Consider the following 21,712-nt stretch of genomic DNA (forward strand, 5'->3'; position numbering starts at 1 on the left):
GTCTTGCCGTGGTCAACGTGGCCAATCGTGCCGATGTTGACGTGCGGCTTATTACGCTCAAACTTTTCCTTTGCCATTCCTCAGGCGCCCTTTTGCGATTGGGGGGACCCGTGGTCCCGTGGTTACATCTGCGCGCGCGAGATATTGGGTTCAAAGGAGAAAATCAAGCACATCCTGCGTGAAAAGCTGGTCAAGACGCCGGATTTTGGGTGACCTCGACGGATTCCAACGGCTGGATCAGGTCGGGACGCCGGTCAAACCAGCCGTTGTCCTTGTGTTCCTCGGCAAGCCATTCCTCGACACGATCGGCAACCTTGAGCGCCAATCCGTCCATTTGCTCTTCTCTGGTGCGGGTATGCCCAGATCCCGTAAGAGCGCTTTCACCGGTCGTGTCTTCAAGAACCTGGAACTGTTTGCCTTTGGCCAGAAACTCTTTTTTGCGCACATCGTAAACATTCACCAGAACGATTGCTGTGCTTTTGGGATTGTAGATCACAGGCACACCCGGAGGGGCCAGCATAAACCCTTCCAGACTGATTCCTATGTCGTATTCTTGGGCGCCCTCATACCGGCCAAGCCGAATATTCACGGCGTTCTGAATGGCGTCTTCCCACTCTTTAGGCGTCGCTTCCCGCGACACCGGCCCCTTCCGAGCCTTTTCAGCAAAAGCATAATTGACACGCAATTTGAATTCGCCCAGCGACTCAGGCTCTTCGTAAACCTGTGTCTGCGTGCACGCGCCCATCAGGGCCAGTCCGGTAATCAGGGTCAAAGCTCGCAACATGTTCTCGTCTCGATATGCCTGTTTTTCTTTGATCTAGCGCAACGATACGGCTTGTGCCAAGCCGTATCGGCAGAAATCCACTTGCCTGCGCGCTTACTCACGAAAATTTATAGTCGCGCGGGAAACCATAAGGCGCTTTTTTCCCAACGCTGGCCCGTTTGGCCAGCCACTGTGACATGTCCGCCTCGTGACGCGTTTTGTCACCGCCCATGGACCACCTCAGCCCCTCTTCCCAGTTGAAGGTCGTGATGTCGGACAGGCCACCATCCAGTTCCAGTGTCCCCTGTCGGCCGCGCGCCATATTGTATTTTTGCAGGCGTACGCCCTTACCGCGCCCCATTTCGGGCAGTTCTTCCACTGGGAACACCAAGAACTTGCCGTTCTGCGAGACAACCGCGACGTGATCGCCCGAAACGGGCTTACAGATCATCGCCGTCTCGTCAGCTTTGACGTTCAGCACCTGCTTACCGTTGCGGGTCTGGGCCAACACGTCATCTTCGGGCACCATGAAACCGTTACCCGCGTCTGACGCCACCAACAGCTTGCGCCCTGGCTTGTGGATCAGGATGTCGATGATCTGTGCCTCATTCGGCAGATCGACCATCAGGCGCAGCGGTTCGCCCATACCGCGCCCACCCGGCAGATTGGCGGCGCTGAGCGTGTAGAATCGTCCGTTCGAGGCAAACACCAACAAGCGGTCAGTCGTTTCAGCGTGGAATATGAAACGCGGGCCGTCGCCGTCCTTGAACTTTAACTCGCGCTTCAGGTCGATGTGACCCGTCATGGCGCGAATCCAGCCCATCTGAGAGCAGACGACCGTGATCGGTTCTTTGTCGATCATTGCCTCAAGCGGTACTTCTTCAACCTGCCCGGCTTCGGCAAATTGGGTTCGGCGCGCGCCACCTTCATAGTCTTTGCCAAAGGTCTTCTTGGTCTCTTTCAACTGCTCGGCGATTTTGGCCCATTGCAGGGCCGGGTCGGCCAGCAGGTCCTCGAGATTGGCGCGTTCCAACATCAATGCGTCACGTTCGCGGACCAGTTCCATCTCTTCCAGACGGCGCAAGCTGCGCAGGCGCATGTTGAGGATCGCATCGACCTGAACCTCGGACAATTCGCCCTCGCCCGGCTTGGGCGAGACATAGTCGGCCTCGCTGGTGGCGCGGATATGGTCGATGCCCCAATCCTCACGCATCAGCGCGGCTTTGGGGTCGTCGTCGTAGCGGATGATGTCGATCACACGGTCGAGGTTGAGGAAGGCAACAATAAAGCCCTCCAGCACTTCCAGCCGGTGGTCGATCTTCGCCATGCGGTGGCGCGAGCGGCGCAGCAGCACCTCTTGCCGGTGATCTAGGAAGGCGCGCAGCACTTCCTTCATCGAGCAGACCTTGGGCGTCACCCCGTCGATCAGCACGTTCATGTTCAGGCTGAATCGCACCTCAAGGTCCGAACTGCGATAGAGCATGCCCATCAAAACCTCTGGGTCCACGTTCTTGGAGCGCGGTTCGAGGATCAGGCGGATGTCATCTGCGGATTCGTCGCGTACGTCGGCAAGGATCGGGATTTTCTTGGTCTGGATCAGTTCCGCGATCTTTTCGATCAGTTTGGATTTCTGAACTTGATAAGGGATCTCGGTGACAATGATCTGCCACTGGCCGCGGCCCAGATCTTCGACCTCGTATTTGCACCGCAGACGGAAAGATCCACGCCCGGTTCGATAAGACTGCGCAATATTCTCTGGGGGCTCGACGATAATGCCACCGGTCGGGAAGTCCGGACCCGGCACATAGTTCAGCAACGTATCATCGCGGGCATCCGGCACCTTGATCAGATGCAGACAGGCATCACACAGCTCGGCAATATTGTGCGGCGGGATGTTCGTTGCCATGCCCACCGCGATTCCGCTGGACCCATTGGCCAGCAGGTTCGGAAACTGCGCCGGCAGTACGACCGGCTCGGACAGCGTGCCATCATAGTTGTCGCGGAAATCGACGGCGTCTTCGTTCAGCCCCTCAAGCAACGCTTCGGCCACGATGGTCATCCGCGCCTCGGTGTAACGTGAGGCCGCAGGGTTATCACCGTCGATGTTGCCAAAGTTGCCCTGCCCGTCGACCAGCGGGTAGCGAACGTTGAAATCCTGCGCCAGACGCGCCATCGCGTCGTAGATCGCGGCATCGCCATGCGGGTGATAGTTCCCCATCACGTCGCCGGAAATCTTCGCGGATTTACGGAACCCGCCCGTTGCGCTGAGTCGAAGCTCGCGCATCGCATAGAGGATTCGCCTGTGCACAGGCTTCAGCCCATCGCGCGCATCAGGCAAGGCCCGGTGCATGATGGTGGACAGCGCATAGGTCAGATAGCGTTCGCCAATCGCGCGGCGCAGCGGTTCAGCTATCTCGCCCCCATTGTTGGGGACCTCCATATTGGGGTCGTCGATCGTATCGTTCATATATGATGTGATACGCCGCAAGCGCGCGCTGGTAAAGCAATCAGCTTAGATTTTGCTGGGGACAAGTCGCGCTTTTTGCAACAGGGGGAGACAAGTCCCGGAATTCCCCCGGTTTTCGACTCGGACCGCGAAATATGGTAGGCTGTCTTCATTAGACTGCTGCCAATTTCTTGTACCTAACGATTGACCTGGGGGATGCGCCATGACGCGCCTTATTATTTTGACTTTCACTGCACTTGGCTGGTGTTTTTACGTTATGAGCGGCGGACCAGATTTCGAACCGCGCGGCTTGCGGAGCGATCAACCTGTGCGCGTTGCCTCTGTATCCCAGCCTGCGGCAGTAGCGCCCGCTCGGGTTGAAGAACTTGTGACCAATGTGGCCGTACGGGCACCATCGGTGCGTGCACAACCCCAACCTGAACCCGAAGAGATCGTGCAGATCGTGGCCGAACCCGCCAGCCTTCAATCTCTGTCCGGCATCTCGGTGTTCGACGATCAGAGCGCAAACATCACGCTTGCTTCGTTGGAAGACGGCGTAGCGGGTTTGCGTCAGACCGATGAAGCGCCCCTGCCGGAAACTTCAGAGGCCGCGGCGATTCCCGAACCTGAAAAAGACATCCGCGAAATCTCGGGAACGCGGGTGAACATGCGCGATGGGCCAGGCACCATTTACCCAATTGTCGGCAAAGCGGCCATCGGACAAAAGGTCGAAGTGCTAAGCGAATCCGGAACCGGCTGGCTGCGCTTGCGCGTGTTGCCCGCGCAACAGGTCGGTTGGATTTCAGCCTCATTGGTTCGAAAAATTCAAAACTGACGCTGCACCGTCATTGTCCTGCCCCGTACCTCACCATAACTTTGACCTGAATTAAGGGTCAGGAAGATCATGCAGAAAACCATTCTTATCACCGGCTGCTCGTCCGGCATCGGTCTGGACGCGGCACACGGTATGCGTGCGCGCGGCTGGCGTGTCTTTGCATCCTGCCGCCAGCAGCGTGATTGCGACCGGCTGCGCGCGCAAGGCTTTGAAAGCCCGCGCATCGACTATACCGACGCCGCAAGTATCGCCTCGGGCCTGACCGAAGTGCTTGAGGCCACTGGAGGCACCCTGGATGCGCTGTTCAACAACGGAGCGCACGGCTTGCCCGGCGCAGTTGAAGATCTGCCGACCGAAGGACTCCGTGTGATATTCGAGGCCAACTTCTTTGGCTGGCATGAACTCACCCGGCTGGTGATTCCGGTCATGCGCGCGCAGGGGCACGGGCGAATCGTTCAGAATTCGTCGGTTCTGGGCCTGGTGGCCTTCCCATGGCGCGGCGCATATGTCGCCACAAAGTATGCCATTGAAGGTCTTACCGACACGCTGCGTCTGGAACTTGCCGGGACGAATATCAAGGCCATCCTGATCGAACCCGGCCCAATCACGTCGAAAATCCGCGAGAATTCGATCCCCTTCTTCGAACGTTTCATCAACTGGGAGAACTCGGCTCTGCGCGAAAGATACGAGGCTTCGCTGTTGAAAAGACTGTACGAATCCTCAGGCCCGGATCGTTTCGAACTGCCTGCATCAGCGGTGACCGACAAGCTGGCCCATGCGGTTGAATCAAAAAGGCCGCGCGCGCGCTACTATGTCACCACGCCAACCTATATCGCCGGTTATCTGCGCCGCCTTTTGCCCACCCGCACTATCGACCGCATTCTGTCGGACGTCTGAGGCGAAATTACCCGTTCGCTTTTCATGTACATGAGGCTAGATGATAGCCAAACGAAACAAGAAACGCGGACGGTGTGCTTATGGACCTTTTGATGGTCATTTTGCTGTTGGCCATGGCGGCGGTTGTCGTCGTGCTGGCGATCGGCATCTCCAATTTCGGCAAAAGCGGCAAAGCTGCTGCGATGAAAAGCAACAAGATGATGCGTCTTCGCATCCTGTTCCAGTTCATTGCTGTGGTGCTGATCGTGCTCTACGTCTACCTGCGCGGACAAGGAGCTTAATAAATGGTCGTTCTGAACAAGATTTACACCCGCACCGGCGATGATGGAAAAACTGCGCTGGGCAACGGCGAGCGTGTTGCTAAATATTCTGGTCGCGTGGCCGCGTATGGGACCGTTGACGAACTGAACGCTTTTGTCGGCGTTGCCCGGACCGAGGCGGAAGGCGATGTCGATGCTGCGCTGGCGCGCATTCAAAACGACCTGTTCGATCTGGGCGCAGATTTCTGTCGCCCCGACATGGAAAAAGACGCCGAGGCCGATTACACGCCCCTGCGCATCGTTGCATCTCAGATTGATCGGTTGGAAGCCGAGATTGACGTGATGAACGAAACGCTAGAGCCGCTGCGCAGCTTCATCTTGCCCGGCGGGTCGCGTCTGGCAGCGAATCTGCATGTCTGCAGAACCGTATCCCGCCGCGCCGAACGCCTTGCGGTCGAGCTGACCAACATGGAACCCGTCAACGCAGTCGCGGTGAAATACCTCAATCGTCTGAGTGACTGGTTTTTTGTTGCCGCCCGCTGCGCCAACGAAAACGGCACTGTGGACGTTTTGTGGGTTCCGGGCGCAAACCGCTGAAGATGGCGCGGGATCCGGCGAACCCTGAAGCGACCAACAAAGCAAAACCCCAGCCAAACGGGTGGGGAACAACGCTCTGGCACCGGCCACCAAAACAATAAAATTTCACGCCGTTGCGTCAAAAAACATGAAACGCGACGTCTCAAGTTCATGACGTGACGATTTTGCCCTGTTGCAGCGTGAACTGAGACGCTATTCAGTCCCCCGAGAGCATTGGTGGAGTCGCTTCGCGGCTTACCGTTTTTTGTGAGGAGCAAGCGCAAAATGAAGGTACTCGTGCCTGTCAAACGCGTGATTGACTATAATGTGAAAGTTCGCGTGAAAGCGGACGGTAGCGGTGTTGATCTCGCCAATGTCAAAATGTCGATGAACCCGTTCGACGAAATCGCTGTGGAAGAAGCGATTCGCCTGAAAGAAGCAGGCAAGGCTGACGAAATCGTTGCCGTTTCGATTGGCGTCAAGCAATCGCAGGAAACCCTGCGCACCGCACTGGCCATGGGCGCTGACCGCGCCATTCTGGTTGTTGCTGCCGATGACGTCCATCAAGACATCGAACCGCTGGCCGTTGCCAAGATCCTGGCCAAAGTGGTCGAGGAAGAGCAACCCGGCATCGTTTTGGCTGGTAAGCAAGCGATCGACAACGACATGAACGCTACCGGTCAGATGCTGTCGGCCCTGCTGGGCTGGTCGCAAGGCACCTTCGCGTCCGAGCTGGACATCGAAGGCGACAGCGCCAAGATCACCCGTGAAGTAGACGGCGGCCTGCAGACCATCAGCGTCAAGATGCCGACCATCGTCACTGTTGACCTGCGCTTGAACGAGCCGCGCTATGCGTCTTTGCCGAACATCATGAAGGCGAAGAAAAAGCCGCTGGACGAGAAAACCGCCGCCGATTACGGCGTCGACGTCACGCCGCGTCTGGAAGTCGTCAAAACCGAAGAGCCTCCGGCACGTGCCGCAGGTATCGTCGTCGGATCGGTTGATGAGCTGGTCGAGAAACTCAAAGAAGCGGGGGCTGTGTAATGGCTGTTCTTCTTCTCGCAGAAGTCAACAACGGCGAACTGGCGATGGACGCCACCGCCAAAGCTGTCACGGCCGCAAAGGCACTGGGTGAAATCACCGTTTTGGCCGCGGGCGGTTCTGCCGCTGCTGCCGGTGAAGCCGCCGCCAAGATCGACGGTGTGTCCAAGGTACTGGTCGCTGAAGACGCATCGCTGGGCCACCGCCTGGCTGAATCGACCGCGGCCCTGATCGTCGGTCTGGCTGATGGTTATGAGCACATCGTTGCTCCTGCCACCACCGACGCCAAGAACGTGATGCCGCGCGTTGCAGCCCTGCTGGACGCGATGGTGATCTCGGATGCATCTGGCGTGGTTGACGGCTCGACTTTTGAGCGTCCGATCTATGCGGGCAACGCGATCCAGACCGTGAAGTCACGCGATGCCAAAAAAGTCGTCACCTTCCGTACGGCGTCCTTTGACGCGGCTGGCGAAGGCGGCTCGGCTGCGGTTGAGACCATCTCGGTCGGTGACAACCCAGGTCTATCGTCATGGGTCGAGGACAAAGTTGCCGCGAGCGATCGTCCGGAACTAACCTCGGCTGGCGTTGTTGTCTCGGGCGGCCGTGGTGTCGGCTCGGAAGAGGACTTCAAACTGATCGAAGGTCTTGCTGACAAGCTGGGTGCCGCAGTCGGCGCATCGCGCGCCGCCGTGGACTCGGGCTATGCACCGAACGACTGGCAGGTCGGTCAGACCGGTAAGGTTGTTGCACCCGACCTGTATGTCGCGATCGGCATTTCGGGCGCGATTCAGCACCTGGCTGGTATGAAAGACTCGAAAGTCATCGTTGCGATCAACAAGGACGAAGAAGCGCCTATCTTCCAGGTTGCGGATTTCGGACTGGTTGCAGATCTGTTCCAGGCCGTACCCGAACTGACCGAGAAACTCGGCTAACCGCTGGCTTAGCTTTTTCATCGCGAAATTTGGAAAGGCCCGCAAAAAGGCGGGCCTTTTTATTAATGCAGATTGCGTATTGGCCCCATCAAAGCTGCCGCAATCGCCCGATGGGCAGCTGGGCCAATCATGTGCTCTGCCATCGGCTGTTGCAGTGTGCCGAACAACATGTCCTCAATCTCGTCAGACTGGCCGCACACATGTGTTTTGACGTCGACGATATCCGTACAGGAATTGCCAACGACCTCGATCATCTGATCCGTTACGCCGACATCAGCGCTGTCAATGTGATGCGCGCCCAGTTCTCCTCGAATGACGTGCAGCCGCAAGAGGATCACCGGAGTTTCCAGGCCTCGAAGAAATTCACCGATCTTCCGAACCCAGTTTCGGCGCAGTTCGTCCAGAACAACTTCGATGCGCGCGTCGCGAACCGTTTGCAGGCAGGTCATCAGGTGGCGCACGAAATGAATCTCGGTGAAGTCAATTTCGGGATACAGGCTGATCAAATCCTTCGTTGGCGCCAGAAACCGGTCATTGCGCCTGGAATGAACGCGATAAAAATGGTTGGACTGTCCAAGAAGCCCTGGCGCCTGCATGACGCACAGATCTGCGCCCCTTAGCAAATTGCACAACCCCATGTCATCGCACAACGCGTCAACGCCGCTGAACAGGCATCCAAAGTTCAGAACGCGCCTTTCAAGCCCGTCTTCGAGAATAGCTGAGAATGGACGGTCGACGAATCGCCCAAATGTCTCATCCCCGCCAACGCAAGCTGCGTAAGGTTGATCCAGAACACGCCGAGCACCGCGAAACCACAGCCGCGATCCATCATATTGGCAAACCTCATGCCCGGGTCCCCCCGAGCCTGTTTGATGATAGCTCATATCACTCACCCATTTTTCACCCGGTTGCCATCTTGCAGCCGCAAGTCTTGAGAAAATCCTAATGTGCGCATTTGAAGCAAAATCGAACGGTCGGATCCCCTTGCCGCCCGCCCCTATCTGTCGATACTGTCGCCGTATCCCGAGACACAAAGGCACCTGAACATGGATGTAAAATCGGTCGGAGTGATTGGCGCAGGTCAGATGGGCAATGGCATTGCTCATGTTCTGGCGCTGGCGGAGTATGACGTTCTGCTGAACGATGTCTCGCAGGACGCGCTGGACAGCGCCGTGGCGACGATTGAAGGCAATCTGGCCCGACAAGCATCAAAAGGCAAAATCTCGGACGAAATGATGCAAGCCACACTGAGCCGGATCAACACGACGTTGGAGCTGCCCCAGTTGGGTCAGACCGATCTGGTGATCGAAGCCGCAACCGAGCGGGAAGCAATCAAACAGGCGATTTTCGAAGACCTGCAGCCGCATCTTCTGCCCCATACGATTCTGACATCCAACACGTCCTCAATCTCGATTACCCGCCTGGCCAGCCGAACGGATCGGCCGGAACGCTTTATGGGGTTCCATTTCATGAACCCGGTACCCGTGATGCAGTTGGTCGAGCTGATCCGGGGGATTGCCACGGATGAAGAGACGTTCAAATCGTGTAAGGCGGTTGTGGACCGGCTTGGCAAAACCGCAGCAAGCGCGGAAGACTTCCCAGCCTTCATCGTGAACCGTATTCTGATGCCGATGATCAATGAGGCTGTCTACACCCTCTACGAAGGGGTCGGCAGCGTGCAGTCGATTGACCAATCGATGCGACTGGGTGCAAACCACCCGATGGGGCCGCTGGAGCTGGCTGATTTCATTGGGCTGGACACATGTCTGGCGATTATGAACGTGTTGCACGACGGGTTGGCAGACACCAAGTACCGGCCCTGCCCACTGCTGACAAAATACGTCGAAGCCGGCTGGCTTGGCCGAAAGACCGAACGCGGATTTTATGACTACAGAGGTGAAACACCGGTCCCAACGCGCTAGAGGGGGCCAGCCCCCTCGCCCGGGAAATTTTTTGCCAGATGAAGAGCGGATCAGGGATTGCGTGATTTACCAAGCGCCATTGTGCGCTTTCTGAGCCACGCCATGAAACCGCGCGGGTCACTTTCCAGCAGCTTCATATCCTCGTCCGAAATCGGCTCGCCAATCACCGGAGATTGCGGTTTGTTGCAAGAGCGGACGATCTCATGCAACAGCAGCCCCTGTCGTAGGATCGGCGACAACTTGTTGGCAATCTGATAGGCGCGCGAATTGCTGCCGGGGAAGAAAATCGGGACCACCTGCGCGCCGGATCGGCGGATCATCTTGGCGGTAAACACATTCCATTCCTGCTCTTGCGCAGGCCCGAACCAGTCGTCCGAGGACATAACCACACCCGACGGGAACAGCGCAACAACGCCACCTTCCTTCAGGTGTTCCATCGCCTTGCCGCGCATCTCAAGCATTTTGGCTTGCGCTTCGGGGTCGTGTGGAAAAGGAACCGGGATCATGAACGAGGTCGCTGCCTCATCCAGTCCGGTCAGGACCGAGCGGGTCAGGATACGGTAGTCATTGCGAACCTGCCCGATTAGTTCGGCCAGTATCATGCCGTCGACCATGCCATGCGGGTGATTGGCCACGACGATCACAGGTCCTTCTTTCGGGATGTTTGCATATTGGTCCTGCGGTGTGGTCAGGTTGATTCCCATGACCTCAAGCGCACCGCCCCAGAACCTTTGACCACGATAGTATTCGTTCTTTTTTTCGAACTTATTTACCATCCGAAGAATAGTCAGCTTACCGGTACACCATTCGATGGCGCGGATAGCTGTAGACGTCCAGGCATCGTCGAAGGAATTCGCATAGGTCAGGGTTCTACGATCATAGATTTCGCCCTGATCTTCCGCCCCGTCCACCACCGGGCCTGTCTTGGTCTCGTGCGTCGTTTGCGCCAATTCCTGGTTTTCCCGTTCTTCGTATCGCGACTGGCAGGATCAGAACCCTTCCCCGAACTTTCCGTTCACAAGGGTTTCCAATGCATCCGCCAACGCCTCAGCATCCGGTCCGGACGTCTCGACGTCAATAGTCGTTCCGCGAGACGCTGCCAACATCAAAAGACCCATGATGCTGTCCCCTGATGCAGAAAGTCCGTCTTTGGACACCTCTGCCTGCGCGTCAAACCCCTCGACCACTTCGACCAGCTTAGCCGAGGCGCGGGCGTGCAGGCCTTTTTCATTGATTATTTTCAAGCTTCGGTTGGTCATTCTTAATCAATCCGGTCTTAATCCAACGTCACGTTTTGCGCATTGATATATTTACGTCCAGCCTCCATCGCCCGCCGGACCGCATCCCCGATCGGCAAGTGGCGACTTTTGGCCAATTTTATCAGCATAGGCAGATTTGCACCGTAAAGAATACGCCGATCCTGCGGCGCGCAGGCCTTCAAACTCAGATTCGACGGGCTGCCGCCAAACAGATCCGTGACAACGACCACACCATCGCCGACATCCACGCCGTCAGCGGCGGTGCAGATTTCCGACTGCTTGGCTTCCCGGTCGTGGTCAGCCTCAATCGAGATTGCGGCCAGGCCCGGTTGATTTCCGACAACATGCTGCATTGCGGCCAGATATTCCTGAGCCAGCCCGCCATGTGCTACGAGTACGATCCCGATCAATCCAGCCTCTCATTCAACGATCGACGTTCCATTTCGCGGTGTCTAACTGCCACTTGCTGCCCCTCCTGTGCAAGGGCCTTTGCGACCGCTTCTGCAGTTGCGACAGATCTGTGTTGCCCTCCGGTGCACCCGAAGGCCACCGAGAGATGCGCTTTGCCTTCGGCGCGGTAGGCCGGCAGTAACAATTTCAGCAGATCGACAACGCGGTCGAAAAACGGCGCGTAATTCGTGTCAGACTGAACATAGCGCGCCACGTCCGGGTTTCGACCATCTTTGGCCCGCAATTCCGGACGCCAGTGGGGGTTGGCCAGAAACCTGCAGTCAAAAACCATGTCCAACCCATGCGGCAAGCCGCGCTTGTACGAAAAAGACTCGATGGATACCGCCAGATGGCGGCCGCCTTCCGGAGCGAACCAATGCTCGACTTCCTTGCGTAGCTGGTGAACGTTAATCTGGCTGGTGTCGATCAGAATGTCCGCAATTTCTCGGATCGGGGCCAACAGCTCTTTTTCCTGCAGCACACCGGCTTCAGGGCCTGCATCAGCCGCAACGGGATGGCGCCTTCGGGTTTCCGAAAACCGCCGCAACAGCACTTCGTTTCGGCAATCCAAATAGAGAACCGTCAGCTCGACCTGCTCGGTCCGCCGCAGCCGCATAACAAGATCAATGAACCCGATGGTCGAGAAATCGCGATTTCGGGCATCGATGCCCAACGCCATGGGCCGATCGTTTTCCGGACCGTCCAACAAGCGCATCAAAAGGCCCATCGGCAAATTGTCGATGGCCTCGAACCCCAAATCTTCAAGCACACGGATCGCCGTTGTCCGCCCAGCACCCGAAGGGCCGGTGATCAAAACGATCCGCCGCTGTTGTTTCATTTGCTGGGCCATTCCGGGTTCACACGCCCCATTTTCATCAGTTGCATCAATGCCGAAGCCAAGTTGGGGACGCCGCTACCGCGAAGCAAGGGGATAGTTTGCCCCAGGGCTCGGATCGAGATCGGATCTGGCAAACGTGCTTCTTCCCGCTGGTCCAAATCCACCACATAGCGCAACCCCACTGGTCCTACGGGTGGCGCGCGCAACAATCCGATACCGCGGGCCTCAACAACACCGCGGATATTTGGGGCCGCATCAGCTGTCACTTCCCCGCCGCTATTGCGTAAAGCCACGCGGTCATCACCGACAAGTTCAGCACCCAGTGCCATCATCTGCAAAACCAGCGCGGATTTTCCCGCCCCCGACGCACCAACAATCAGCAGGCCGCGCCCGCCAACAGCCACACAGCTGGCGTGGAGTATGGCACTGTCCTGTTTTTCCAGATCATAGATTGACGGGGCGCTCATGATTTACACGGGCAAGCCAACTACAAAGCGCGCGCCTAGCGGGTCCGAGGTGATATCGGCATCGGTTGGTCGGATGTTTTCTGCCCAGATCACACCGCTATGTGCTTCAACAATCTGTTTTGAGATCGCCAAGCCAAGGCCTGAGTTATTTCCAAAGTGTTCGGCAGGTCGCTCAGAATAAAACCTTTTGAAGACTTTGGTCAGGGCCTGTTCCGGAATACCAGGGCCGGTGTCCTCGACCACGACCAGCACGCGGTTTTCGCGCCGCCGGACCCAGACTCGGATCGCATCGCCTTCCGCGCAGAACGAAGTGGCATTGGTGATCAGGTTGACAAAGACCTGCGCCAGACGCGCCTCCAGCCCGTTGATAATGATCGGGTTGGCCGGCAGATCGGTCACATAGTCGATGCCCTTTGCCCGGGCATCTTCTCCCAGAAACTGACTGATACTGCCAACCAGCTTTACCAGATCAAAGGGCTGTTCTTCTTCCTTGACGAGTTCGGCATCCAGACGGGACGCGTTCGAGATATCGCTGACCAAACGGTCCAGACGGCGAACGTCGTGTTCGATCACACCCATCAGCTTTTCACGTTGGTCATCGCGTTTGACCATTCGTAACGTGCCCACGGCAGACTGAAGGCTGGCCAGGGGGTTTTTGATCTCATGCGCGACATCAGCGGCGAACTGTTCGTTCGCGTCAATTCGGTTATAAAGCGCGGTCACCATACCCCGCAGCGCGCGGCTGAGCAGACCGATTTCATCCGGACGCGCGGTCAGGTCGGGGATGCGGATACGACCAGGGTTCACTCCGGCGCCCCGGTCCTTGCCCAGTTCGGCGGCCGCCGCAAGATCCGCCAATGGGTTTGCGATGGTTGAAGCGAGAACAAGGCTAAGTCCGATCGACACAAGAAGCGCGACAACAAACATCTGAAGGATACGCTCCTGCTCGCGGCGGGCGAGGGCGTCAATCTCTCCGGATGGACCGGCCATGGCAACCGCGCCTACCGCGACGCCATCCTGCAGAATTGGGGCGGCTGCAACGATGACCGTTTCGCCAAAGTCATCCTTGACGGCCTGCACCTGCATCTGCCCCTGAAGCGCGCCGGGTACGATGGTCTGAACCCGTTGCGCCAGCGTAGGCGCTTCGTTGGTTTCCGTGTCGGTGAACACGCGCGACAAACCCTTCCACACGGCGTTCAAGGCATCGCTGATCAACGTACTGCCGGTTTGCACCTCGGACTCGGACGCCAATAGCGCCTGCTCGGATGCGGCACCACGCGCCCATCCAATCAGAGTTCCCCGTGCGTCATAGACAAAGACTTCGCCCCCTTCGGGCAAGGTGAGCCCCTCAAGCGTGTCCTTGACGTCAAGGGCGCCGGCATCCTGCGACAGGCCGGACGCTGTCTGGCGCAGCTGTGCTTCGAACACGTTGCTGACCAGTTGCGCATCCCCGATCAGATTGCGCGCGGTCTGTTGAACCTGCTCATCACGGGAATCGTCCAGATACAGCAACCCGGTAACCAGCGTCACCAACGCGATCAGATTAAGGGTGATAATCTTGCGCGCAAGCGGCGAGCCGCGCATAGTAAACAGGCCGCGACGGCGGCGTGCATGCCGAAGTTCGGCTGACTCGGGATCCTGCGGGATGACCCAATCATCCCCGAGAACGACATCACCGTCCCGCATTTCGCTGGCTTGTTCTGTATCCCGCACGAGACCCGGTTACCCCTAGTATTTGGCCACGCCTATTCTTCGTTGTACCTGTACCCAATTCCGTACAGTGTTTCGATCGCCGAAAACTCAGAATCTGCGGCGCGCATTTTCTTGCGCAGTCGCTTGATGTGACTGTCGATCGTACGATCATCGACATAGACCTGATCGTCATAAGCCACATCCATCAGCTGATCGCGGCTTTTGACAAAGCCCGGACGCTGAGCCAACGCTTGCAACAACAGGAACTCGGTCACGGTCAAAGAAACGTCCGAACCCTTCCAGCTGACTGCATGGCGCAAGGGATCCATCCGCAGTTCGCCGCGCTCCATAACCTTGGCGTCACCTGTGTTGGCGGTTGTCACATCGCCAGTTGTCGCCTCTTGCCGACGCAGCAGCGCGCGGATGCGTTCGACCAGAAGACGCTGAGAAAAAGGCTTCTTGACGTAATCGTCCGCGCCCATGCGCAGGCCGAGAACCTCATCTATTTCGTCATCCTTGGATGTAAGGAAAATCACCGGCATCTGGGTTTTCTGTCGCAGCCGCTGCAACAGGTCCATCCCGTCCATCCGCGGCATCTTTATGTCCAGAACAGCCATATCGGGCAGTTTCTTGTTGAAAGCGTCCAGCGCTGCCTGCCCATCATTATAAGTCTCAACCTCGAACCCTTCGGCTTCGAGTGTCATGGATACGGACGTCAGAATATTTCTGTCGTCGTCCACCAATGCAATCTTCGACATCGGGTTAACCCCTATTCCTGCTCACTCACGCAATAATTCGCTTATTAGTAGGGCATCTTTGTCGTTTTTATGGCTGCGAATCAATCCGTATCTGCGAATCGTGAGATTGTTGTCACACAGATGCGGCAAAAAAGCCGTTAATGCGCACGGAAAAGCGCCTTGTTTTCCGGCAGGAAATTAGTGGTGGCGCTAAACTTTAACTTGGTTGCGCTAACTGCGCCAAACCGTCCTGTTCATGCCCCAAACGACCATGTTATGACCCGCCCATCCGCCGGTTTTTCCCGGTATACTGCCCCAAGAGCGCCCCCGGCCCAACTGCCGACGCGCCGCCACAGGAGAAGAAACGCATGACATCTGGACGGGTTAACCCGCAATTCCGCCTCGAAGATCAGGGCATCGAGGGTCTGGGCAATGTCTATTACAACTTCATGGAACCGGCGCTGATCGAAGAGGCGCTGAAGCGCGGCGAAGGCACTCTTGGCAATGGCGGCGCTTTCCTGGTCACCACCGGCAAATTCACCGGTCGTTCGCCCAAGGACAAACACGTCGTCAAAACCGACAGCGTTGCCGATACCATCTGGTGGGAAAACAACGCCGCGATGACCCCCGAGGGTTTTGACGCGCTATATGTCGATATGATCGAGCATATGAAGGGCCGTGATTATTTCGTGCAGGATCTCGTCGGCGGCGCCGATCCCGCCTATTCGATCAATGTGCGCATGGTCACCGAACTGGCATGGCACAACCTGTTCATCCGCCACTTGCTGCGCCGCCCGGATCGCGAAGATCTGGAAGAGTTCATTGCAGATTTCACCGTCATCAACTGCCCAAGCTTCCAGGCCGACCCGGCCAAGCATGGCTGCCACAGTGAGACCGTGATTGCGCTGAACTTCGACCGCAAGCTGATCCTGATCGGCGGTACGGAATACGCGGGCGAGAACAAGAAATCGGTCTTCACCCTGCTGAACTACATGCTGCCTGAAAAAGGCGTTATGCCGATGCATTGCTCAGCCAACCACGCTGTTGGCAACCCGGTCGACACCGCGGTGTTCTTTGGCCTGTCCGGCACTGGCAAGACCACCCTGTCGGCAGACCCTGCCCGCACGTTGATCGGCGATGACGAGCATGGCTGGTCGGATCGCGGCACCTTCAACTTCGAAGGCGGTTGCTATGCCAAGACCATCAATCTGAACGCCGAAGCCGAGCCGGAGATCTACGCGACCACCAGCAAATTCGGCACTGTGATCGAGAACATGGTCTTCGACCCCGAAACCAAGGAACTGGATTTCGAGGATGACTCGCTGACCGCGAACATGCGCTGCGCCTATCCGCTGGAGTATATCTCGAACGCCTCGAGCAGCGCGCTGGGTGGGCACCCCAAGAACATCATCATGCTGACCTGTGATGCATTTGGTGTTCTGCCTCCGATCGCACGGCTGACCCCGGCGCAGGCGATGTATCACTTCCTTTCGGGCTTCACGTCGAAAGTGGCGGGAACAGAGCGTGGCGTCACCGAACCTCAGCCCACCTTCTCAACCTGCTTTGGCGCGCCCTTTATGCCGCGTCGCCCGGAAGAGTATGGCAACCTGTTGCGCGACAAGATCGCCCAGCATGGTGCGACTTGCTGGCTGGTGAACACCGGCTGGACCGGTGGTGCCTATGGTGTTGGCAGCCGTATGCCGATCCGCGCGACCCGCGCGTTGCTGACAGCTGCCTTGGAAGGATCGCTGCGCGACGCCGAGTTCCGCAAAGACGCCAATTTCGGCTTTGACGTCCCGGTATCCGTGCCTGGCGTGGCCGAAGTTCTGCTGGATCCGCGACGCACCTGGGATGACCAGGCCGCATTCGACAAGCAGGCTGAAAAACTGGTGCAGATGTTTGCAGAGAACTTTGAGCAGTACCTGCCCTTTATCGATGATGACATCAAAGCCGTAGCAATCGGTTGAATTCAAAGGGGGCGCTTTTCGCCCCCTTTTCTTTTGCCCAGGCGAGTAACCTCTCTGCAATCTTCCTGTGGCTGTATAATGCGCAATGCATATACAAATTCGTTGCTCGCTGCAGCAGATTGCAGTACTTCACTGTGTCATTATGACGAAAAAGCCCGGCGCTTGCGCACCGGGCGTGAAGAAAAAGACCTTGGGGACACTCATGAGCGCGCACTCACATTCGCGATTTGAGCAACCTAATCAAGTATCTAGTGTAATCCATCGGGGATGGGTGTCAATATGAGACATGCTGGAAAATTTCAGTTTCCACAAGTTTCTAACTTTCGCTTCAGCGCGAAAGGCGGCAAGGAAAACAACAGGTAGGCAAATGACGGAAATCTCGAAACTGACCGAACTTCGCAAATTGATGCAGAGTATGGAACGGACCCTTGGACTGGAACAACTCTCTCCGGTTGAGCGTGACATTTACTACGCGGCCGAGGAACTGTCGAAAGCCGACCAAGAAGTCCGCACGTTCGGTTTGATCGAGCACACCCTTGTTCAGAGCGTCTCGCGTCCGACATTCTTCCGCGCGCTGAAATCTCTGGTCCAAAAGGGCTATCTGTCCCAAAGCGGCAATGCCAACCGGGGGCGGTATATCGTACATGCGCCCAGGTGACACCGCCAACCTGCGTGTTGATGGCTAATAATCGTGCGCAGATGGGCCTCTGACACTTTCTTCGCCTCACTGGCTTACATAGTTGCATCATTCCTCACCTTTGAGGTCTTGATGCCGCTGCAAAACGTGTTCTTTCCTGAATACCCAAGCCGGGCCAGCCTGCTGTTCCTACCTCACGGGGTTAGGGTCCTGGCAGCGTGGCTACTGGGGTGGCGCGCGATTTTCGCATTGTTGCCGGGCGTCTTTGCAGTTTTCGCATTCCTGGGGGGGGCGGATGTCTTTTTACCCAGCCGCTTGTTGGCAATTGTCATTGCGGTCACAACGGTTCCTACCGTGTTCTACCTGCTCAAATGGGCAGGTTGGGACTTGTTTCCCAGACCCGATCGCAAACCCTGCTGGCTGTGCGTCATGGGTGTCGGCGTGATCACGTCGTTCCTGGCATCCGCCATGACAAACATGAGTTTTGGCAGTGCAGGGGTAGAGTACATCGCCTTTCTGATCGGCGATATCTCGGGGCTGTTTTTCCTGATGCTGGGGCTTTACTTCACGTTTCGGTTTATGGACCGCAGAACTTAACCCATCAGACCGCGGCGCAGCAGGTTCAATCCTGCGGCCAACAGCACAACCAAAGTCACTTTGCGAAACAGCGCCTGATCGATTCTCGATTGCAACTGCATGCCCACCCACATCCCGATCACCGCCGGAGCGATCAGGGCAGCCGAAAACGGCGCGGTGTCGGCCCGCAGGATACCTGATCCCATATGGGCGACCATCAGGGCAATTGCGCCCAGCCCATAGATGACCCCCTGCACCCGCATTTGCACGGCTTTCGGTGTGTTCAGGGCCGTCAGGTACGCCACCGTTGGCGGCCCCCAAATACCGGACATACCACCGACAAATCCTGCGACGGCCCCAATGAGAACCTCTACACGGGCCGATGGTTCTTTCAGCACTAGTTTCACACCCAGGACCTGGATTAAGGCAAAGAACGTGACAGGAACGCCTATCATCAACAGGAAGGTCGATGTCGGCACCAAAGTGACCAGCTTGGCTCCGGCCAGAAGGAACACTAAGCCCACGATTAGAAAGATGCGAAACTCCCTGACCGACGACACGGCTGCGGAAACACCCTGTCCCAAAGCCTGAAAGACATTAGTTACCAGTGTCGGAAGGATCAGGCCCGCGATGGCCAGCTCGGGCGGCAGAAAGACACTCAACCCTGAAACCATAACCATCGGCATGGCAAAACCGACGATACCTTTGACCCAGCCCGCCAAGAAGGCAACGCCCAGAGCCAGCAGCAGGTCCTGCGGAGTCAGTAAGGAAAACAATGTCATGGCCCCCTGATATCATTCCTGACGGGCGCTGCACTGCAAAAACGTTCGAGAAATATTAGAACTTTTTCCCGACGTAATACGTATTTTTGTTGCGCTGCACGTGCAGCATGATATGACCAGACGACACGAGAAAAGGACACGATTCATGGCCCATGACGGACAGGATATGACCCAGATGACAACACCTGCGATTTTGCCCGATCTTCTGACGCTGACCCGTGCGGCCGCACCCGCCGTTGAAACAGTGTTCGAGCGCGCGCGTGAGTCGGTACGCGGTATGGTTTCCGCTGATGGCCGTGTATCCGGTGCCTTGATCGAAGCCAATCAAACTGCCGCCCACGGTCTGTCCTGGCTGGCCACATATTCTCAGTCGCTGAAACAGATGCAACGCTGGGCCGAAGCGCTGGAGGCCGAAGGCAAGTTCGGTGAGATCGAACAGCTGCTGCACCAAATCGCCTTTGGCGAATACCTGCATCAGGTTGCGGGCGGCATTCCGATGAACCAGGGCGAAGTCGTGCGCCTGCAGGACATGGGTCTTGGCTGGGACGCGCTTTCCGGTTTTCAGATCCCCGAAATTCAAACGTTGATGGCGCAGGCCAATTCTCAGGCCGCCCGCAGCCGTCTGGTCAAGCTGATGGAAGATCAGGCAGGTGCCACCATGTTCGGTGCCTCGGGTCTGGACGAAGAGCTTGAGATGATCCGTGACCAGTTCCGCCGCTATGCGGTCGAAAAGGTCGAGCCCCACGCTCATGACTGGCACCTCAAAGACGAACTGATCCCGATGGAAGTCATCGACGAACTGGCCGAAATGGGTGTCTTTGGCCTGACTATCCCTGAAGAGTTCGGCGGCTTCGGTCTGTCCAAGGCTTCGATGTGCGTCGTGTCCGAGGAATTGTCGCGCGGCTATATCGGCGTTGGCTCATTGGGTACACGCTCCGAGATCGCGGCCGAGCTGATCATCGCGGGCGGCACCGATGAACAAAAAGCCAACTGGTTGCCTAAACTGGCCAGCGCCGAAATTCTGCCGACAGCCGTTTTCACCGAACCAAACACTGGCTCGGATCTGGGCAGCCTGCGTGCACGTGCGGTCAAGAACGCGGACGGTGACTATGAGATCACCGGCAACAAAACCTGGATCACCCACGCGGCACGAACCCATGTGATGACGCTGCTGGCCCGGACCAATCCGGACACCACCGATCACCGCGGTCTGTCCATGTTCCTCGCGGAAAAGACCCCGGGCACGGACGAGAACCCCTTCCCCACGCCCGGCATGACCGGCGGTGAGATCGAAGTTCTGGGTTATCGCGGGATGAAGGAATACGAGCTGGGCTTTGACGGCTTCAAGGTCAAGGGCGAGAACCTTTTGGGCGGTGAAGAAGGCAAAGGCTTTAAACAGCTGATGGAAACCTTCGAAAGCGCACGCATTCAAACCGCTGCCCGCGCCATTGGTGTGGCCCAAAGCGCGCTGGATATCGCGATGCAATACGCGCAGGATCGCAAGCAGTTCGGCAAGTCGCTGATCAACTTCCCCCGTGTGTCCGGCAAACTGGCCATGATGGCGGTCGAAATCATGATCGCCCGTCAGCTGACATATTTCTCAGCCTGGGAAAAAGATCACGGTCACCGCTGCGACCTTGAGGCCGGCATGGCCAAGCTGCTTGGCGCTCGTGTGGCCTGGGCTGCGGCGGATAACGGTCTGCAAATCCATGGCGGCAACGGTTTTGCGCTGGAATACAAGATCAGCCGCGTTCTGTGTGACGCGCGCATTCTAAATATTTTTGAAGGGGCTGCCGAAATTCAGGCACAGGTTATTGCACGGCGTTTGCTGGGCTAACCGGAATTAGGCATCCCGTTTCCCCAACTAGACCCGGTCTTGTGCCGGGTCATTTTCTTTGTTCCGAACCCCAGTTTGAAATTCATGCCATCCGACCTGTGACCGGATAGAGACCTTTTCTGATCCTCGACCGAAAAAACTTCCCCCTTTGCTTTTTGTTGAAACCCCTTTAGGGCACGCTGCGACCCAAACCGGGCCCAAAGATGGTGATGACACAATGACCCGACTATTTTTTGCGCTTTGGGCGACCGTTGCAGCCCTGATACTGGGCGGATGCGCCACAACCCAGCCTGTCGCGGGCTACACCGAGGTAGACGAGCTAGCACTAGCGATCGAAGGCCTGGGACCCGATGTCGATCCCACCGAGGCACAAAAAGCCGCCACCATCGCCTACACGTATTCGCAACAACTTAGGCGGGATTGGAACGTCACAGACCCGGCGATTATCCACAACGCCAAGGTCATCAACGGGTTCCGGGAAAAGGGATTGTGCAACGACTGGGCGCAGGCGATGAGCCGCCGCCTGCAGAAGGAAAACTTCCGCACTTTGGACATCCATTGGGCCACTTCGCCGCCAACCGCGTTCCGGATCATCCACCACTCGGCAGCAATCAGCGCCAAGGGCGATACGATGAAGGACGGCATTATCCTTGACCCATGGCGCAACAGCGGTGCGTTGTTCTGGGATCAGGTAAGTGAGGACACCAGATACAACTGGAGGCCACGCCTGGACGTTCGCAAAGAACTGATAAGCGGCGAGATCCCCTACTAAGCTGGCTTCGCCGGTTCCCTCGGCAC

At 57.2% G+C, this 21,712-nt stretch carries 24 protein-coding genes; 13 read left to right on the forward strand and 11 right to left on the reverse strand.

The window, feature by feature from the left end:
- Positions 1–213 (forward strand): hypothetical protein (locus AC2FIS_RS13270; protein WP_282169893.1); only part of this gene is annotated, 213 nt, incomplete at its 5' end.
- Here the strand turns inward: AC2FIS_RS13270 and AC2FIS_RS13275 are convergent.
- Together AC2FIS_RS13275 and AC2FIS_RS13280 are read right to left on the reverse strand one after the other, a co-directional pair.
- Entirely contained in the window at positions 191–784 is a 594-nt protein-coding gene (locus AC2FIS_RS13275; RefSeq protein WP_113791293.1) for a hypothetical protein, read from the reverse strand. The genes AC2FIS_RS13270 and AC2FIS_RS13275 overlap by 23 nt on opposite strands.
- Positions 785–881: 97 nt before the next feature.
- Positions 882–3,230, reverse strand: a complete 2,349-nt coding sequence (locus AC2FIS_RS13280; RefSeq protein WP_496773822.1) for a DNA topoisomerase IV subunit A — start codon at positions 3,228–3,230, stop codon at positions 882–884.
- Positions 3,231–3,432: 202 nt separating this feature from the next.
- Between AC2FIS_RS13280 and AC2FIS_RS13285 the strand changes: the two genes are divergently transcribed.
- The 6 genes from AC2FIS_RS13285 to AC2FIS_RS13310 all read left to right on the forward strand — a co-directional run bounded on the left by AC2FIS_RS13285 (position 3,433) and on the right by AC2FIS_RS13310 (position 7,750).
- Positions 3,433–4,044 carry an SH3 domain-containing protein gene (locus tag AC2FIS_RS13285; RefSeq protein WP_496773823.1) on the forward strand — a complete coding sequence of 204 codons (612 nt, stop codon included), beginning with the start codon at positions 3,433–3,435 and terminating at the stop codon, positions 4,042–4,044.
- A 69-nt stretch (positions 4,045–4,113) separates the two neighbouring features.
- Positions 4,114–4,941: an SDR family NAD(P)-dependent oxidoreductase gene (locus AC2FIS_RS13290; protein WP_496773824.1), complete on the forward strand. Its 828-nt coding sequence runs from the start codon at positions 4,114–4,116 to the stop codon at positions 4,939–4,941.
- Positions 4,942–5,021: 80 nt separating this feature from the next.
- A complete protein-coding gene (locus AC2FIS_RS13295; RefSeq protein ID WP_496773825.1) occupies positions 5,022–5,222 on the forward strand; it encodes a twin transmembrane helix small protein in 201 nt (66 codons plus the stop codon).
- 3 nt (positions 5,223–5,225) lie between these two features.
- Positions 5,226–5,798: a cob(I)yrinic acid a,c-diamide adenosyltransferase gene (locus tag AC2FIS_RS13300; protein WP_496773826.1), complete on the forward strand. Its 573-nt coding sequence runs from the start codon at positions 5,226–5,228 to the stop codon at positions 5,796–5,798.
- A 264-nt stretch (positions 5,799–6,062) separates the two neighbouring features.
- Positions 6,063–6,821, forward strand: a complete 759-nt coding sequence (locus tag AC2FIS_RS13305; protein ID WP_058278923.1) for an electron transfer flavoprotein subunit beta/FixA family protein — start codon at positions 6,063–6,065, stop codon at positions 6,819–6,821.
- On the forward strand, positions 6,821–7,750 hold the full coding sequence (locus tag AC2FIS_RS13310; protein WP_496773828.1) for an electron transfer flavoprotein subunit alpha/FixB family protein: 930 nt from the start codon (positions 6,821–6,823) through the stop codon (positions 7,748–7,750). Before AC2FIS_RS13305 ends, AC2FIS_RS13310 begins: the two co-directional genes overlap by 1 nt.
- 62 nt (positions 7,751–7,812) lie before the next feature.
- On the opposite strand, the gene AC2FIS_RS13315 is transcribed toward AC2FIS_RS13310, so the two are convergent.
- Positions 7,813–8,634 (reverse strand): DUF6473 family protein, encoded by an 822-nt coding sequence (locus tag AC2FIS_RS13315; RefSeq protein WP_496773829.1) that lies wholly within the window; start codon positions 8,632–8,634, stop codon positions 7,813–7,815.
- 162 nt (positions 8,635–8,796) lie between these two features.
- Here AC2FIS_RS13315 and AC2FIS_RS13320 point away from each other — a divergent pair, with 162 nt between their 5' ends.
- Complete coding sequence (locus AC2FIS_RS13320) at positions 8,797–9,672, forward strand: 3-hydroxybutyryl-CoA dehydrogenase (RefSeq protein WP_058273257.1); 876 nt, start codon at positions 8,797–8,799, stop codon at positions 9,670–9,672.
- Between the two features lie 50 nt (positions 9,673–9,722).
- On the opposite strand, the gene AC2FIS_RS13325 is transcribed toward AC2FIS_RS13320, so the two are convergent.
- The 7 genes from AC2FIS_RS13325 to AC2FIS_RS13355 are packed head-to-tail and all read right to left on the reverse strand — an operon-like array spanning position 9,723 to position 15,136.
- Complete coding sequence (locus tag AC2FIS_RS13325; protein ID WP_496773830.1) at positions 9,723–10,622, reverse strand: lysophospholipid acyltransferase family protein; 900 nt, start codon at positions 10,620–10,622, stop codon at positions 9,723–9,725.
- A 39-nt stretch (positions 10,623–10,661) separates the two neighbouring features.
- Positions 10,662–10,931 (reverse strand): HPr family phosphocarrier protein, encoded by a 270-nt coding sequence (locus tag AC2FIS_RS13330; RefSeq protein ID WP_058273259.1) that lies wholly within the window; start codon positions 10,929–10,931, stop codon positions 10,662–10,664.
- Between the two features lie 17 nt (positions 10,932–10,948).
- Positions 10,949–11,341 carry a PTS sugar transporter subunit IIA gene (locus AC2FIS_RS13335; protein ID WP_108861263.1) on the reverse strand — a complete coding sequence of 131 codons (393 nt, stop codon included), beginning with the start codon at positions 11,339–11,341 and terminating at the stop codon, positions 10,949–10,951.
- Entirely contained in the window at positions 11,338–12,231 is an 894-nt protein-coding gene (gene rapZ / locus AC2FIS_RS13340; RefSeq protein WP_496773831.1) for an RNase adapter RapZ, read from the reverse strand. The genes AC2FIS_RS13335 and rapZ overlap by 4 nt, the downstream gene beginning before the upstream one ends.
- Entirely contained in the window at positions 12,216–12,686 is a 471-nt protein-coding gene (locus tag AC2FIS_RS13345; RefSeq protein ID WP_496773833.1) for an HPr kinase/phosphorylase, read from the reverse strand. Before AC2FIS_RS13345 ends, rapZ begins: the two co-directional genes overlap by 16 nt.
- Before the next feature lie 3 nt (positions 12,687–12,689).
- Positions 12,690–14,399 (reverse strand): sensor histidine kinase, encoded by a 1,710-nt coding sequence (locus AC2FIS_RS13350; RefSeq protein ID WP_496773835.1) that lies wholly within the window; start codon positions 14,397–14,399, stop codon positions 12,690–12,692.
- A 32-nt stretch (positions 14,400–14,431) separates the two neighbouring features.
- The gene (locus AC2FIS_RS13355) at positions 14,432–15,136 is read right to left on the reverse strand and encodes a response regulator transcription factor (protein WP_113791303.1); all 705 of its coding nucleotides are present in this window, start codon (positions 15,134–15,136) and stop codon (positions 14,432–14,434) included.
- Positions 15,137–15,483: 347 nt separating this feature from the next.
- On the opposite strand from AC2FIS_RS13355, the gene AC2FIS_RS13360 reads away from it, so the two are divergent.
- From AC2FIS_RS13360 to AC2FIS_RS13370, 3 genes are all read left to right on the forward strand, one after another.
- On the forward strand, positions 15,484–17,082 hold the full coding sequence (locus tag AC2FIS_RS13360; RefSeq protein ID WP_113791304.1) for a phosphoenolpyruvate carboxykinase: 1,599 nt from the start codon (positions 15,484–15,486) through the stop codon (positions 17,080–17,082).
- Between the two features lie 367 nt (positions 17,083–17,449).
- A complete protein-coding gene (locus tag AC2FIS_RS13365) occupies positions 17,450–17,740 on the forward strand; it encodes a hypothetical protein (RefSeq protein ID WP_058273655.1) in 291 nt (96 codons plus the stop codon).
- A 111-nt stretch (positions 17,741–17,851) separates the two neighbouring features.
- On the forward strand, positions 17,852–18,316 hold the full coding sequence (locus tag AC2FIS_RS13370) for a hypothetical protein (protein ID WP_233493496.1): 465 nt from the start codon (positions 17,852–17,854) through the stop codon (positions 18,314–18,316).
- Here AC2FIS_RS13370 and AC2FIS_RS13375 read toward each other — a convergent pair.
- Positions 18,313–19,077: a sulfite exporter TauE/SafE family protein gene (locus AC2FIS_RS13375; RefSeq protein WP_496773838.1), complete on the reverse strand. Its 765-nt coding sequence runs from the start codon at positions 19,075–19,077 to the stop codon at positions 18,313–18,315. The two genes, AC2FIS_RS13370 and AC2FIS_RS13375, sit on opposite strands and share 4 nt — an antisense overlap.
- A 145-nt stretch (positions 19,078–19,222) precedes the next feature.
- Here AC2FIS_RS13375 and AC2FIS_RS13380 point away from each other — a divergent pair, with 145 nt between their 5' ends.
- The gene (locus tag AC2FIS_RS13380) at positions 19,223–20,914 is read left to right on the forward strand and encodes an acyl-CoA dehydrogenase family protein (RefSeq protein WP_496773840.1); all 1,692 of its coding nucleotides are present in this window, start codon (positions 19,223–19,225) and stop codon (positions 20,912–20,914) included.
- Between the two features lie 217 nt (positions 20,915–21,131).
- The gene (locus tag AC2FIS_RS13385; RefSeq protein WP_496773842.1) at positions 21,132–21,686 is read left to right on the forward strand and encodes a hypothetical protein; all 555 of its coding nucleotides are present in this window, start codon (positions 21,132–21,134) and stop codon (positions 21,684–21,686) included.
- Positions 21,687–21,712: the final 26 nt, after the last annotated feature.

Source organism: Ruegeria sp. CDSB113, from assembly GCF_059611045.1.